Source organism: Leptospira harrisiae (genome assembly GCF_002811945.1).
In the GTDB taxonomy this organism is placed as follows: domain Bacteria; phylum Spirochaetota; class Leptospiria; order Leptospirales; family Leptospiraceae; genus Leptospira_A; species Leptospira_A harrisiae.
This window is the reverse complement of record NZ_NPDX01000001.1, coordinates 1,980,920-1,996,241: the sequence shown is the minus strand read 5'-3', so window position 1 is coordinate 1,996,241 and position 15,322 is coordinate 1,980,920. Positions and strand designations below refer to the sequence as shown.

At 38.7% G+C, this 15,322-nt stretch carries 12 protein-coding genes; 7 read left to right on the top strand and 5 right to left on the bottom strand.

Translation table 11 applies throughout. The features are described 5' to 3' along the window. The first annotated feature begins 56 nt into the window (after positions 1-56). From uvrC to CH364_RS09325, 4 genes are read left to right on the top strand one after another with little or no spacing between them, the layout of a single operon-like run. Complete coding sequence (uvrC, locus tag CH364_RS09340; protein ID WP_100743233.1) at positions 57-1,898, top strand: excinuclease ABC subunit UvrC; 1,842 nt, start codon at positions 57-59, stop codon at positions 1,896-1,898. A gap of 36 nt (positions 1,899-1,934) precedes the next feature. Then, on the top strand, positions 1,935-4,766 hold the full coding sequence (locus CH364_RS09335; RefSeq protein WP_100743232.1) for an LIC11755 family lipoprotein: 2,832 nt from the start codon (positions 1,935-1,937) through the stop codon (positions 4,764-4,766). Beyond that, positions 4,763-6,193, top strand: coding sequence for an LA_2168 family protein (locus CH364_RS09330; protein ID WP_100743231.1), 1,431 nt, complete (start codon positions 4,763-4,765; stop codon positions 6,191-6,193). Before CH364_RS09335 ends, CH364_RS09330 begins: the two co-directional genes overlap by 4 nt. Further along, on the top strand, positions 6,190-7,812 hold the full coding sequence (locus CH364_RS09325) for a phospholipase D-like domain-containing protein (protein ID WP_100743230.1): 1,623 nt from the start codon (positions 6,190-6,192) through the stop codon (positions 7,810-7,812). Before CH364_RS09330 ends, CH364_RS09325 begins: the two co-directional genes overlap by 4 nt. Here CH364_RS09325 and CH364_RS09320 read toward each other — a convergent pair whose 3' ends face one another. From CH364_RS09320 to CH364_RS09300, 5 genes are all read right to left on the bottom strand, one after another. Further along, positions 7,813-7,998, bottom strand: a complete 186-nt coding sequence (locus tag CH364_RS09320; protein WP_004783670.1) for a hypothetical protein — start codon at positions 7,996-7,998, stop codon at positions 7,813-7,815. A 43-nt stretch (positions 7,999-8,041) separates the two neighbouring features. Beyond that, a complete protein-coding gene (locus tag CH364_RS09315; RefSeq protein ID WP_100743229.1) occupies positions 8,042-9,283 on the bottom strand; it encodes an MFS transporter in 1,242 nt (413 codons plus the stop codon). 67 nt (positions 9,284-9,350) lie between these two features. Continuing rightward, entirely contained in the window at positions 9,351-10,328 is a 978-nt protein-coding gene (locus CH364_RS09310; protein WP_100743228.1) for an LBF_2017 N-terminal domain-containing protein, read from the bottom strand. A 7-nt stretch (positions 10,329-10,335) separates the two neighbouring features. Next, positions 10,336-11,124 (bottom strand): FecR family protein, encoded by a 789-nt coding sequence (locus tag CH364_RS09305; protein ID WP_100743227.1) that lies wholly within the window; start codon positions 11,122-11,124, stop codon positions 10,336-10,338. Positions 11,125-11,278: 154 nt separating this feature from the next. Then, positions 11,279-11,824 (bottom strand): NUDIX hydrolase, encoded by a 546-nt coding sequence (locus tag CH364_RS09300; protein WP_100743487.1) that lies wholly within the window; start codon positions 11,822-11,824, stop codon positions 11,279-11,281. Between the two features lie 120 nt (positions 11,825-11,944). Between CH364_RS09300 and CH364_RS09295 the strand changes: the two genes are divergently transcribed. The 3 genes from CH364_RS09295 (at position 11,945) to CH364_RS09285 (ending at position 15,317) form a co-directional block, all read left to right on the top strand. Then, positions 11,945-12,541, top strand: coding sequence for a glutathione S-transferase family protein (locus CH364_RS09295; protein WP_100743226.1), 597 nt, complete (start codon positions 11,945-11,947; stop codon positions 12,539-12,541). A gap of 68 nt (positions 12,542-12,609) precedes the next feature. After that, complete coding sequence (locus tag CH364_RS09290) at positions 12,610-14,625, top strand: ATP-dependent helicase (RefSeq protein WP_207762250.1); 2,016 nt, start codon at positions 12,610-12,612, stop codon at positions 14,623-14,625. Next, positions 14,625-15,317 carry a tetratricopeptide repeat protein gene (locus tag CH364_RS09285; RefSeq protein WP_100743224.1) on the top strand — a complete coding sequence of 231 codons (693 nt, stop codon included), beginning with the start codon at positions 14,625-14,627 and terminating at the stop codon, positions 15,315-15,317. Before CH364_RS09290 ends, CH364_RS09285 begins: the two co-directional genes overlap by 1 nt. The last annotated feature ends 5 nt before the right edge of the window (positions 15,318-15,322 follow it).

Genomic DNA, 15,322 nt, shown 5'->3' with positions numbered 1-15,322 from the left:
CTAGGGATACAAATTGTCTAAGAATTGTAAACGTAAAATTCCCTTATAAAAAGATAATGAAAGACCAACTCATTCTAAAAACCATCCAAGAAAAGATTAAAAATTTAGGAAGCCAACCTGGATGTTACCTCTGGAAAAATGAGGAAGGAATAGTCATTTATGTTGGTAAAGCACTTAAACTTCAATCGAGAGTTCGTTCCTATTTAAATCCAAATCAAAAAGACCGCAAAACAAGGGCTCTTTTTGTGGAGTTGTATGACTTGGATTGGATTGCAACAGACACAGAAAAGGAAGCGTTGCTTCTTGAAGCCACCTTAATCAAAAAATACAATCCGAAGTTCAATGTTAGGTTAAAGGATGATAAAAAATATCCCTTCCTTTGTGTTTCTACAAGTGAAGTTTTTCCCATGGTATTTTTGACAAGAAATGTAAAAGACAATGGGGATCGCTACTTTGGTCCATTTACGGATGTGAAGGCAGCTCGCGATACATTAGAATTAATTCATAGAATCTTTCCAATTCGCAAAACTAAACTAAAACTCCCACTCGCAAAGCCACAAAGGCCTTGTCTGAATTTTCATATGGGTCGATGTCTTGGTCCTTGTCAAGGGAATGTCACAAAGGAAACCTACGGAGAATTAGTGGATGAGATCCTTAGTTTTTTGGAAGGAAAAAAGGAACGATTGGTTGCAGGACTTAAAACTTCGATGGTCCAAGCTTCCGAACGAATGGAGTATGAACGAGCAGGTTACCTAAAAGCAAGGATCGAAAAAATCAACCAAGTCCGTGAAAAACAAACTGTTGTCAGTATGGACGGTGCTGATGAAGATATATTAGGAATCAGCAAACGAGATGATGAAGGTCAAGTTGTCATTTTAGAAGTGAGAGGAGGAAGGTTAGAAGGGAAAAAATCGTTTCCGATCACAGGTTTATCTTTTTCCGATGATGAAGAAGTATTCACATCGTTTCTACGTGATTATTATTTAAATGTTTCAATTCTTCCTAGTGTAATTTTTTTACCTCCTTCTGCAAAAGGAAACTATGATGTTTTTGTAGAGGCTATTACTGAAAAATTTGGAACATCGATCAAACTGAAGTTTCCGGAAATGGGTCCCAAAAAATCTCTTCTTCGTTTGGCGGAAAAAAATGCGGATCTAAGTTTGACCGAACGGATTCTTGCTACAAAACTTCGTGACCAATCAGTAGCGATGAAAGAACTCCAAGAAAAACTAAAACTTCCTGCTTTACCAAGAACCATAGAATGTTATGATATTTCTCACTTCCAAGGATCATCACCAGTTGCGAGTGGTGTGATGTTTGTGGATGGAAAACCTTATAAACCTGGTTACAGACATTATAAAATGCGCGGTTATGATGGAATCAATGATCCTGGTATGATCCATGAAGTAATTGCTAGGCGACTCAGTCATTTAATGAACGAAGAAGAACCTCTTCCTGATTTAATTGTCATCGATGGAGGTCTGACCCAATTATCACGTGCAGCCGAAGCCGCCAATGCATTAGAACTTGGTCATATTCCCATGGTGGGACTTGCCAAAAAGAGAGAAGAGATTTATTTTCCTGGAGAAAAGTATCCTTATAGTTTTGATATGCATTCGCCGATGATGCGCCTACTTAGAAATTTACGTGACGAAGCTCATAGATTTGGCGTTACCTTCCAACGGGTGCAAAGAAAGAAAAAAGCATTAAAAACCATTTTGGATGATATTCAAGACATTGGTGCAAGCAGGCGAAAAAGTATTCTTTCCTATTTTCAATCGAAAAAGAAAGTCACTGATGCCACAAAAGAGGAATTACAAAAGGTTCCGGGCATCGGACCAGTCCTTGCTGAAAAAATTTATGATGGAATCCAAAAACTAAGGAAAATAGAACCATAATTTCTGATTTCCCACCTAAAACCATCGAGGTGGGAGATGCAAAAAAAAATCACATTCGCACTTTTATTTCTCCTCTGTCATTGCCAAAATAAAAATGAGATCCCATTTCTATTGTTTGGTGATCAATTCGGGGATACACCTCGTTTCGAATTTCAATATGGTAGTTTGGAAGAAGAGGGTGAATTCGTTGAAAATAGTAACGAACTTCGTTATGAATCCGGTATACTTTGTATCCATTCTCTTCCTATCTCTTTGTACAATAGGGAGTTAGGTGGAAAATTTCGCATCTGTTGGAAAACCGATGAATCCACTTTCGAAAAATGGAAACTTGGGTTTTCTCTTTTGGAAGAAGAAAAAAATGAATACCCTTCTTGGATGGGAAATGGAAAGGAATGGACCGCAACAGTTAAAGAATATGGGAATTGGAAAAAAGAATCAGATAAGTTAGGAAATATTTTAGATTGGGACAATCAGATTTGGTCAAATGGATTTGTCACCTACCAAACGTTTGCTCTTCCGCATCCGCTTTTTTTGCAACGTTCAGAAAATCGTTGTGAAGTGTTATTTCTTTCAAAGAAAATTTCTGGAACTTTGAACAAACAACTTGTTTTATCTTTGGAACTTCCTTGTCCAGAAATAGCAGCCATCACAGAAAAGATACAAACACAAAATGAATTTTGGTTTTCCGAATGTGAACCTGGAGAGCCAGTCGTATCAGAAGTTTTTAGGCATTCGGATTCCAGTTTCCAAAGATTTATGGAATGGGAAAATCCGAAGGATCGTTTTCTTTGTCCTCAGTCTGAATCCTTGGATTGGGAAAAGGAAGGATCAAAGGTTTCCTTTCAATCCGATGATTTTTCGAAACGAACCAAGTTAATCCTTCCTAAAGGAATTTTACTCTTTTCCGATGAACCAAAATATCACGGAATATCCATTCCCAAAGAATTTGTTTCAAAATTAGGAACCAATGCAGTTATTAGGTGGGGTAAGTCATCTTATCTAGATCCAGAATTTTATTTCCGACAAGGCGAAGAATTTTTTTCCAACGAATTTCATCCCGTTTCTTGTAGAAACCAATTTCAATTTTGGTCGTCCAATGAATCGTTTTGTGGAAATCCGGGGCTTCCTAACCAATTAGAAATCAAACCGAAAGAAGATTCATTTCCAAGTTGTTTGGCTGAACAAATTCAGATTACTGAATTTTATCCAGGCAACCAATATGATTCTCAATATCCTTTTCCAGGTTTTTTTGAATTTCAAAATATAGGAGAAAGTTGTGACGCATCTTCACTCAATTGGATTTACAATGAATCCATATACCCTCTGTCATCAAAGGAATGGATCATCCATTCCAATTCTTATTTTATTATCTCCAAAAAACTTTGGTCAGGTTGGGGTATCAAAGAAAAGGAAAAACCATTTTTAATCCCAAAGGTGATCTACCAAATTCCAAAATTTGTTTGGGAAGAACGAAAAAACAAGACAAAAAAAGAATTCAATCCCAATCCTTCTTTGTTTCATTTGTTACGGTTTCAACAACAAAATCTATATTCAATCGTTGTTGAATCAGGTAAGGAATACCCACACCCGAGACAAGGTTCCTCTTTAGATTTTTTATTATATGGATTTCATTTAAGTCCAGGAAAACCAAACAATTATTTGGTGGAAACGGTTTCGACAGACCTATTGGAGTACAATCCAAACCAATCTCCGTTTTTGGACTTTGGATTTGAAGCGACGGATGTGGGAATCGTTCAATTAGAAAGAGAAAATGGAAATCGATATATTTTTTGGAAACCGGAAGGGAAAACACTCCTTACATTTGCAACGGAACCATCCGTTTGTAATGGAAATCTTTTTTACCAATTACCTGATGATTTTTTTACAAGTAGCTTATCATCTCTTAGTTATTTCGGTAATCAAGAGAGAACACAGATATTCCTTTTTTGGGATCCAAAGTTTGCTAAAGAAAAAACGGGAGGAGGGACTCGATCTCTTCATCCAGAACCATATCCAATTGTTTTTTCTAATTCCTTGGTGCCTTCGTCCCTTTGTTCGGGGGATTGGCGAAGTCCAGGTGGAACAAAGGAACGAAGCTTAGAGATTGAAAGTTTAGATCCACAAGGAACCTATCTCACAAACTTTCTTTTAGGCAACCATGCCAATGTCCAAATTGGAAATGGAAATTCAAAGTATCCCATTCAATTCCAATTTTTGGGAAATTACAAATACCAATTGGATTTCAGCAGTGTATCCTCCTTCTCTCATGGAGAACAAATATATTCGTATTGGTCTGATCCATCCTTACTCAAACCAAAAAGTTTTTTGGAAAAAAAAGGTCCCCTTCAAATAGAGGCCATTTTTCCGAATCCCAAAGATTCCCAAAACGAATGGATTTATCTTTGCAATCGATCAAACGTTTCGGAGGACTTAAGTTTGTATTTGGTTGAGGATGAAGTGAGTTTGGATGAACTTGTCTCATACCAAACGCGTTTTCCAGGCCTTACACCACTAGGTAAAAACGGGCAAAAGTTCCAGTACAATCAGACGGTTCTTGATCCGAATGTCTGCGCATGGATTGTTGACCCCGATGGCAAAGATTGGTTTTTACCTATCTTTCATTCCGAATCAGATTTACTCCTTACCGTTCGAACAACACAAACCATCGGAAATGGAATTTCATCTGGAGAATCTCTCCAGTTAAGGAAAAAACAAGGACAAAATACCCTCCTTATCTCTTCTTTTGGACACAAAGAAAGTCATTCTTATTTTCGCCTTCCTGTAAACACCGGGGAATTTCTTTGGCTCAAATCTGGTGCCAGTGGAATGTCACCATTTGATTATGAAACTTTTCGTGAGGAATTTTGAACTCCTATCAAAAGTTTTTCCTTATAAGCTTTATCTTGTTATTCGGCATTAGTCCCAACCATGCAGTGGGAGTTGAAGTTGGAATTTTAGGATACGAATTGTTTTTAAGGGAAACAAATCAATTGAATCGATTCCAATCCCCCGTTTGGGACTTACAGATCCATCAAATGGGAACTGAATTTCAAAAAAATGCATATTTGAATCGAATTTCCGGTGAATCGATGTTTGTTGGTCTAAAGGATAAAAATAAAAGGGAAAAAATTGTTTGGGATTTAAATATCCAATTAACATCGGGAAAAGAAACAGGACTAAGGCCCTTTTATTTAGGAAAAAATCACTACATAGGTTATGAAAGTTCAAAGTTTCTTATCGGTGTTGGACGTAGGGAACATTTGTTTCGTCCAAAAAGTTTTATATCCAGTTATGATGGAGGAGATGGCGTTTTTTTAGAATTTGTACCCATACAAAATCTCTCCCTTCAGTTTTTTCTTTGGGACCATTATTCTGGGGTCTTATTACTTGAAAAAGACCGGTTCCGATCTCTATTTCAGATTCCTTCAGAGGATTCCAATTCATATGTGGATCTTCGAAACAAAGACGAGCGAACCGATGTGAGTCATCATAGAAGGCATTCCTTTGGACTTGTTTATGGAGAATATTTTTCTCTACGTCTGGGCATTCAATATGTTGAGCTGGGTAGCTGGGGAAAAAATCGTAAGGATCACGCAAAAGAAACAAAGGCATCAGGTGCAGATGGAGATTCACTCCTAAGCGGAAACATTGGATTCAGATTTGATGCAGAAATTTGGGATCTCCAATTTGATTTTTTATGGGCAAAAGGAAATGACAGGACCAATTCAAAATTAGCAGCCCAATCCAGTTCCATTCCAGTATCCGGTGAAGCAATCCAGTTGGGGAGTGAGTTGAGATACGGTGGATTTTTACTCCGCAGTTCTCATTTTCTTTCTGATAGAGAAGAACGAAACCAAAAGAACCAAATCATCCGAGAAGGTTATGTTTCCATGGGCGCCCATCCTTCACAGACACCCTTTCTTTCACAAATCTTTCGAATTTTTCCTTCTGCAGCCCTAACAGATGGAGGTTATGAAAAAAATTATGCTCTTAGAGATGGCAGGTGTTTTGGATATCTTAGCGAACTTGTTCTACAGTTCACCTATCATCAGTTTGCCTTAAAACTGATTGGTTCCTATTTTTTACCTTATCAGGTCACAAGGCCAAGTGATGGTCGAATTAGTTTTCAAAAAAAAGACTTTGAAGTGTTTTATATAGGTGAAGGGTTATTGGAGCTTTCTTTAAAAGAAGATTCTTCCTTTGAGTTGGGAATCGGAGTGTCTCAACTGTTTGTCCCAGAATCCTTTGCTCTCAAATCCAATTTTGGTTATGTTTTTGGGAGGTTAGAAATTTGAAACGGAGACTCACTGTTCTTAAGATCCTGTCATTGGGATTCCTTCTATTCTGCCAGAAGTCGAATTCAAAAAATGATTTCACATCTCTTTTAAATTCTACCTCTCCCGTTACCGAAATATATTTTTCTTATCCAGGACGAGATGTTGCAGATGAAAAAAAAAGAATCGTAAAGGATGTTTTGCTTTCAGAGATCAGAAAGGCAAAAGTTTCTATTCGTGCTTATTTGTATTCAATAGATGACTACGAAATTCTGACGGAACTTTATTTGAAACAAAGGATGGGGGTTCGTATTGAATTGTTTGGTGATAAAAATGAAGATTATTCGGAATTGGAATCCCTTGGGCTAGAAATCCAACGGTGGTCCGGCTCCGGGATCCATCACACGAAGATTTGGATTTTTGATAGAATCCGGTTTTTCACTGGCACTGGTAACTTTACCACACACGGACTTTCCACCGATAATAATGTTTTTTGGGCACAAAACATTTCACCCAAAGAATGGGAAGATGTCATTCTCACTTTGGATGGAAAAAATCAGAAAGGAACCTTTCGAATTGGAAATTTGGTTTATTGGATTTCACCAGAGGCGGGTCTTGAAATCCAGCAGGAGTTACTCGATGCTGTGGATTCAGCAAAACATTCAATTAAATATTTAATTTATTCCCACTATGATCCTTTGTTTAGTTTAAAACTTCTCGAGGCACACAGAAGAGGAGTTCGGATTGAAGGTATATACAATGGCCCTATGTCCACAAATCCTGAAGGAGTTTATTTGAGTCAAAATTTAGAATACCCATCTCAAATTTGGGAGGATGGAAATGTAGATTTTATTTTTAAAGAAGATCGTTACCTTGGTGGATTGTTACACCACAAAACAATGCTGATAGATGACCAAATCGTGTATACTGGATCATATAATTATTCTGTTTCTGCAAGAGACAAAAACAAAGAAATTTTTGTACGATTTGATCATCCTTCCATCGCCAAGGAATTCCTTATGGAATGGAAAAGGATTTTACAAATTGCAAATCCGGTGTCACAGGATTCAAGTGGGGGAGGGGGAGCGAACGCAAATAACAGCGGAGAGGTTCGGATGTTTTTTATCCAACAATTCCAAAACTCCTTGTTTCAAACCAATGTTCTCTTTAATTCCGAGGGAGGGTTTGATTCCAATTCCAACGCCCTTTCTAGTGCGTATAAACAAACACTAGCGTTAACAGGAATTAGTCGTCCAAAAGAAGGAAATCGTTTTCAATTTAGTTCTAAAACCTTTGATCCTATTTGGGAAGAAAGTGAAGGTTCAAATTTACAATTGTTGTTCCAGAATCATTTTTTAGGAACAAAACTAAACCTTTCCAATGGAGAAAGGATACTTTCCCTATCCCTTTGGGATGGAACTCACGCAAAAGAGTTTTATAGTTTGGACTTAAATTCTACAATTTTAGGTCAGACAGATTTTTGGAAGGGAAGGAACTTATGGTTTTGGGTGCAAACTGAAACAAGGACTCTTTCTTTTTGTCATATAAAAGATCAACTAAAACCTCCTGAGTGGATGGTGTTTCTTATCAATCGAATGGAGGTAAAAGGAAGGCGATCACCCGTATGCTCTAATGACTAATCATTCCATTTTGTCTTCGATGACGGGAACTAGAATCTTTGCAATTTCGTCCTGGAGTTTCATGTAATTGTTGATTCCCAAGTGTGTGATTTGTTTGTTCACATCGTTTAACATTGTTTGTATGAGTAAGATGAGAGTGTGTTTTTTATCGGCTGGGATCTTGGAATCATGGATTAAATCTGACATGGCTTGTCCAGTATCCACTGGAAAACAGATTTTCCAAGCACTTTTAGACCCAATTTTTCAGTTCTAACTCTTTCAACTTAGGAGAAAAACGGAATGTAAAAAATACAATCAATATGGTCATTGTGGCACCAAAAACAACAGAACCAACCGGTCCTAAAAACTTTGCGGAAACCCCTGATTCAAAGGCACCAATTTCATTTGAGGAACCAATAAATACTTTGTTGATGGCACTCACTCGTCCTCTCATTTCTTCCGGAGTCATGGTCTGCATAATCGTGGAGCGGACCACAACTGATACACTATCAAATACTCCCGATAAAAATAAGGCAAAAAGCGATAGTAAAAAGGAATGTGAAAGACCAAATACCAACATACAAACACCAAAACCAAACACACAGAAAAGTAAAACTCTCCCTGATTTTTCAAGTGGAGGTTTGTAGGTGAGGTAGTATGCCATAAGGAGGGCTCCAAACGAAGGAGCAGCTCTCAGGTATCCTAGACCTTCGGAACCAACAAATAAAATGTCTTTTGCATATACTGGCAATAGAGCAACGGCTCCACCGAATAGAACAGCAAACATATCCAGCGCCATGGCACCTAACATGATTTCATTTTTTAAAACAAAACGAAGTCCAACAAGTAGGCTATCTTTCAAAGCTTCCTTTTCTTTTCGTTCGGGAAGACTTCTTTTGCCGATCCAAAAGAATAATAAAAAGGGAAGTCCAATACAAATGGAATCCAGGGCATAAGCCGCTTGCATTCCAAAAGTTCCATACACAATCCCACCAAGAGCAGGACCAATGACAGCACCCGCTTGGAAGGATGTACCCATCCATGCAGCCGAATGAGGGTAATGTTCTCTTGGAACAAGTTGGGTCACAAAACTAAAAATCGCTGGGGAAATAAATCCTCTCGCAATGCCAGAAACCAAAATCACTAAAAAAATTGGATAAGCTTTGTATGTTTCGAGTAAAAACTGGAGCGGACCTGTAAAAGCAAATAGGGTTAAAGAACAAACAAGCAAAAAGAACAAACAAACGACAATGATATTATGTCTGTCTCTAAGGTCTGCTAAATGGCCTGCATAAAGAGAAACGATGATGGAAGGAATGGCTTCAAAAAGACCGACGAGGCCTAGGTCAAGGACACTACCGGTCAGTTCGTAAACTTGCCAACCGACAATCGTTGCTTGGATGTTGATCGCAAGAACCATAAAGAATCTTGCGATAATAAAAAACCGAAAGTCACGGTGTTTGAAAATGGCCAAAGAAAGGTTTTTCTTCATCTCTTAAGCCAATGTTTATTTGCTACGAATTTGGGGCAATCGACAATCTAAATTGTTTATTTTCGAATCATTCGCTGCCCAGTTGGAAATTTAAAGTTTTGACTGCTTCTTCGTTTCCAACTTGGTCAACAGAATAGTAAAAAAGTTGAAAGGAACCTTTACAAATCGATTTCAGTTCGTTTATAGAAATTTCCGTCTGATAGGATTTGAACTCCGATTGTGTTCCCGACTGACAAGTGTAAGCCGTGAAAATGTCTTTTGCTCCACTCAATCGATCTTTCGCTATGAGTTTGACCTTGGTTTCAGGTGAAAGATAATTGCGGCCACCTTTTCCATTCGAATGAGGACCAACCCATTCCCATCTTGTCTCAGGTGCTGTTGTGTCTTTTATAAAGTCTAAAACCTGCATTGGTTCTTTATTGCCTGCATGGTCTAAAGAAAAATATAAAAATTTATAACTTCCTTCTTCTTGAATGGGTACAGAAGTCATTGCTTTACTTGAATTCCAATGTCCACCATTCACTCGGTAACGAATTTCCGCAACTCCCGAAGCATCATCTGATGGATTTAAAGTGAGAATATCTTTGGTTAAGTAACGAACAGAATCTTCTTTTTCTTTTACAATGACAAAACTATCAGTGGAAATTACAGAAGTCGCTTTTTTGGGCTCAGCTTTGGGAACAAAAGTCTTTTTGGCTACGAACTCTTTGGGAACAGAAAGGGGAGAACCAGGATCCACATTTGTGGAATACACTTGAGTCCAAAAACCTTTGGCTCCATATTCACCTAACCTACGAACACGAAAGTATTCAAAATCATCTTTCGGTGTGACAGTGATTCGGTTTCCTTTAAACTGGATGGACTCCGGTGGTTTGGGGGCAATGGTATCGCCATTTTCATTTGGTTTATCTTGCCAAAGTTCCAATTCAAAATTAGCATCAGATTCTGCATCGATTGCAATTCGAAGTTCTCTCTTTGGTTTAGAAACGAGAGAACTAAATGTTAGAAAAACAATACTAAGGATCAGTAAAAAATTTCGATTCATATTCCTTCTATTCTTCTTTGAGGCGAGGTGCTTCTGGAATTTTATATGGTTGTACGGGTGACTTACCTTTTTCAACAAAAGTCGCCATCCCTTGTTTCAACTCTACTGTTTTTCCTTGAGCAGCAACATCAACCACTCCTTCAAAACAGGAAATGGTAGAACTCAGTTTGTCATCCAACTCCACTCTAAATTCGGTTCCACGCACACCCGCAGTAGAGGAGGGACTTACAATATTGAACTTGTGTTCGGTGGTTGGAGGATTGGATTTTGTCACTTTTGCATCCAAACTACCTTTGAATAAAGCAACGGTCACTGGACCACCTTTTTTATCTTCACCCTTCACTTCAAAATGGCTGTTCGTCAATATCCGCACCATACCGACGTTATTGATATGAAGATCTGTTTTACCTTTGCCAGTTGTTTTGATTTGGTCATTCGGATGGAGTTCTTGCCCTAGTTTCAAAGGTACCCATGGCCCTTTTCCACCAGTTCCGTTCCATTCTACTTGTCCCAAAACAAATTCAGTGACTCCCACCACAGATTTGCGAAGGAAAACAGGAACCACTAATGACAAACCTGGTTTGATTAAATCGGGATTTGGAATTTTGTTGTGTTTTAAAAGTTCAGGCCAGCGTTTTGGATCAGAAAGGTGCCTTTCTGAAATGAGGGATAGAGTTTCACCCTTTTGGACCGTAATGGTGATTGGTTCTAATGTTTCTCCACCTTCCGCATAAAGCGAAATATGGCTGAATATTATGATAAGTACTAAGATTGATTGTGCGATGGACTTTCTCATAATAGTAGTCTCTCAAACTTATGTTTAAATTTCCAGCGATTTCGAAAATCTTGGGGATTTTTCTAAACATAGTGGATTCTTTATTTTTAGAATTTGCTAAAAATGGAATGTGATTCTACGAGTCCGCCTTAGTAAAAAACTCTACAACGACTATTTATTCTTTAAAATTCAGGAAGTAAAGACCAAGAGCCGCCGCCATATGGGGATGATGGATGGTTCCATCAAGTAACAGCTGTTTTACTTCACCTGGTTTCTTTAAAACAATTTCAATGTCTTCTCCTTCATCGAATTCTACTTCGTGTTTTTGTTCTACATCATAAGCAACATAGGAGTAAGACCAATTGGTAAACATAGCGGGGTTGCCAGAAAACTTAGAGAGTAATTTGTAATTTGAAGTTTCTGTGGAATAACCTGTTTCCTCCCTTAGTTCTCTTTGTGCAGAAATTAGTTCAGAACCCGGTCCATCTTCATCCACAATTCCCCCCGGAATTTCTAAACTGTCCTCCCCAATTCCATGCCTGTATTGTTTGATGAGTAAAATATCTCCTGATTTTGTCACGGGTATCACATTCACCCAGTTTTTGGACTTTAGAACATAATAGGTTTTTTCTTCCACTGAACGGGGAAGTTGGATATCAAAACTAGCAAGAGTGTAGATAGGAGTGGGGTAGAGGTCTTTCCAATTTTTTCGGTCTTTCACTTTGGTTTCCTTCGAACAAGGGAAATCGAATTCCAAAGATTGTATAGAGAATTTCTATCTTTTTTGTCGTGATCAAAATCTTACTCTTGCGGTTTCTGGGATAAGGAAAACTATCTCCATATGAAATTATACGGCAGCATCACATCACCATTTGTTCGAAGGATCCGTTTCCTTTGTTTGGAATTAGGCCTTCCTTTTTCCCTAACCGATACCATGACAGAAGCCGGCCAAAAAGAGTTACGTGAAAAAACTCCCCTCTGGAAAATCCCTTACGCCGAGATAGATGATTTGAAAATTTGGGATAGCCATACCATCACAGATTATCTTTTTGAAACCAAAGGAAGTGGAAACTTTCGTCCTAAAAATGGACCACACCATTACCGAGAGGCCAATTTACTTACTGCCATTGACCAAGCTCTCGACAATGGAATTTTATTATTTTATCTGAATAAAGAAGGGATCAAACCAGATGCAGCTCCTTATCTTACGAAAAATGCACTCCGCATCAGTTCGATTTTAGATTATATCAAACGAGAGTTAAATGGTCATTTTTTCTTTACAGATGGAAAAATTGGTCTTTCCGAAATTGCCCTCTATACTGCCCTCGATTGGATTCGATTTCGGTCCGTTTTGCCTGTGGAAGAAGATCCTGTATTCTCCAGTTTTTTAAACTTTCATGGCCAAAACAAATCTTGGAAGGAAACCGCTCCCAAGTAATAAAGAACAGCTGTTTTTCACTCGACCGGATCGGATTTAACAAGATTATGTCCCTTACCGGTCCCACTATGAAATTAAATGCGGCACAAATGGAAGCTGTCTCTACCATCCAAGGTCCCCTTCTGGTCTTTGCAGGAGCTGGATCTGGAAAAACCAGGGTCATCACTAACCGCATTGCCCATATGGTCGAAGGGGTAAAAATCCCTGCTGGTAAAATTGTTGCCCTTTCCTTTACCAATAAAAGTGCCAAAGAGATGGCAGAACGGCTTCGTAAAATGGTCCCGAGAGAAAAACTAAAAGGGATCACACTTTCCACCTTTCATTCGTTAGGTTTGAAGATTTTAAAGGAACATATTACCAAACTAGGTTATAACGAAACTTTTCTATTGTTCAATGGAACCGACCAGGAAGCCTTTGTTTCTGACCTTTTAAAGTCCAAACGTTTGGATCCCAAAAAAGTACCTCCAAAAGAAATCTTACGCCGTATCTCTTATGCTAAAAATACCCAAGTCCATCCGAAAGACAATGGTCTTACGGGAGAATTGGATCTTGTGGCGGCCGAAGTTTTTTCTATGTATGAAGAGGGATTAAAAGAAAAAAATGCCATCGACTTTGATGATTTGATTCTGCTTCCCAAACGTCTGTTAGCTGAATTTCCGGAAATCGCAGCATATTATCAAAGAAAACACGAGTATTATCTTGTGGATGAATTCCAAGATACCAACCAACTCCAATATGAGTTTTTATCTTTATTTCGTGGCAAAAGTGATAATCTTTGTGTGGTAGGGGACGACGACCAAAGTATCTATGCTTTTCGTGGATCCAATGTCCAACTCATCCTTAATTTTGAGAGAGAATTCCCACATGCCAAAGTAGTGAGGCTTCTCGAAAATTATCGTTCGACATCACTTATCATACAAGCGGCCAACTCGCTGATTCAAAATAATAAAGGTCGTAAGGAAAAAACTTTATACAGTCGGATTCCATCTGCAGAACGGGTGGAATACTACGAAACTGCCGATGAAAGAGAAGAAGCCATTTTTGTCGCTGGAAGGATTCAAACCTTACTCATCAAAAATGAATTTAAAGGAAAAGAAATTGCCATCCTATTTCGTACCAACTTCCAATCTCGTCCTTTTGAAGAGGAACTGAGAAACAGAAGTATCCCGTACAAAGTAGTGGGTGGTTATAATTTCTTTGATCGGAAAGAAATTAGAGATTGTATTTCTTACTTACGTTATGTGGCAAATCCAAAGGATGATTATTCGTTATTACGTATCATCAATTACCCAAAACGGGGGATTGGTCCCGGTACCATGCAAAAACTCCAAGAAGAAGCCTTCACACACAAACTTTCCCTCTATGAAATCTTTCATAAAATGATTGAGAGTCCTGACTATTTGCCCGAAATAAAAGCTAAGGTCAGACAGGAAATCTACCAGTTCGTAGAGATGGTAGATGCTTTTAAGAAGAAATTTGCGATGTCACCGAAATTGGCACCAGTGCTTCGGGAAATGATCACCCAAATTGGATTCGAGAGGGAAATCTCCATGGAAGAAACCGAGGAGAAGGTAGTCAAAGCCCGGATCTACAATTTGAGTGAACTTGTAAACATGTTGTCCTTTTTTGAAGAGGAAGAGGGCAGAGAAGGAAAAGCCACTATTTTCGACTTCTTACAGAGACTTGTCCTCCTGATGGAAGACGAACCCAAAGAGGACGAGGAAGACCGCAGGGTGCAACTTCTGACGATGCACCAGTCCAAAGGTCTGGAATACGATTTAGTTTTTTTAGTGGGCCTAGAAGAGGGAATTTTACCGAACTCACGTGTTATAGAAGAAGAAGGGGAAGTTGTTGATGAAGAAAGACGCCTTCTCTACGTGGGTATGACTCGCCCAAGGCGAAAATTGTACTTGACTTCGGCTCGTACAAGACGCAAATTTGGGGAGCAAATCGAGAGTGCCCCCTCTCGGTTTTTAAATGAGCTGTCTCAGGACGCTGTTCTTTTTTTCCCTATGGAAACGAAGGATAGAGACACAGAAACTAAGAATTTCTTAGAGGAATTAGACAAACTAAAGGTAGGCTAATGAAATCGATTCTCCCACTAACCCTCATTTTGGCGTTGGTTGTGGTATTTGAAAATTGTGCATCAAATCAAGGAAACCAGAAAACAGGAGTTTCCAAAGTAAATACCGGGTCCCATATGGCCCAAATCGAATCCATCGATGCTGATCTCAAATCCTCTACTCTTTCTGACGAATCCCGAGACAAACTAGTCATCCGCAAAGGAAAACTACTACTCGATCTTGGCAAATATGATGAAACAATTTCTACCCTCAACCAAGTAAACCAGGCCAAGTCCAACCCGGTCCAACTTTCTGAGTGGAATCTCACAATGGGAAAAGCCTATGTGGGGAAAAACGAATATTCCAAAGCCATTCAATTCTTAAACCAATCCGAACGATTGGACAAAAATACGAACCTGATGGAACGTAAAAAACTCGTAGTGCAATCACTTGTTGCTGAACGGGAATACTATCCGGCCCTGGCAACCCTTACGAAAACATACACCAAAGGGAATCAGAAAAAAGACGAATTTTATTTTGAAACTGCTGCCAAAACGTATTTAAAAATGGGTTTTGAGTATAAGAATACAGGTTTTTACCAAAAAGGTTTGCAAGTTGCCAATTTAGGATTGGAAGAATTCCCGAACAACGAAACTCTGAAGTCCATTCAGAAGGAATGTTTGGAAGTGTTGCAGCCGGAGGGCAAACTCTAAGTTCT

Bases quoted from the DNA above. Each gene is read 5' to 3' on its own strand.
- CH364_RS09335 (WP_100743232.1), top strand. From the start codon at position 1,935: ATGCAAAAAAAAATCACATTCGCACTTTTATTTCTCCTCTGTCATTGC.
- CH364_RS09285 (WP_100743224.1), top strand. From the start codon at position 14,625: ATGAAATCGATTCTCCCACTAACCCTCATTTTGGCGTTGGTTGTGGTA.
- uvrC (WP_100743233.1), top strand. From the start codon at position 57: ATGAAAGACCAACTCATTCTAAAAACCATCCAAGAAAAGATTAAAAAT.
- CH364_RS09315 (WP_100743229.1), bottom strand. From the start codon at position 9,283: ATGAAGAAAAACCTTTCTTTGGCCATTTTCAAACACCGTGACTTTCGG.
- CH364_RS09310 (WP_100743228.1), bottom strand. From the start codon at position 10,328: ATGAATCGAAATTTTTTACTGATCCTTAGTATTGTTTTTCTAACATTT.
- CH364_RS09290 (WP_207762250.1), top strand. From the start codon at position 12,610: ATGAAATTAAATGCGGCACAAATGGAAGCTGTCTCTACCATCCAAGGT.
- CH364_RS09295 (WP_100743226.1), top strand. From the start codon at position 11,945: ATGAAATTATACGGCAGCATCACATCACCATTTGTTCGAAGGATCCGT.
- CH364_RS09320 (WP_004783670.1), bottom strand. From the start codon at position 7,998: ATGTCAGATTTAATCCATGATTCCAAGATCCCAGCCGATAAAAAACAC.
- CH364_RS09305 (WP_100743227.1), bottom strand. From the start codon at position 11,124: ATGAGAAAGTCCATCGCACAATCAATCTTAGTACTTATCATAATATTC.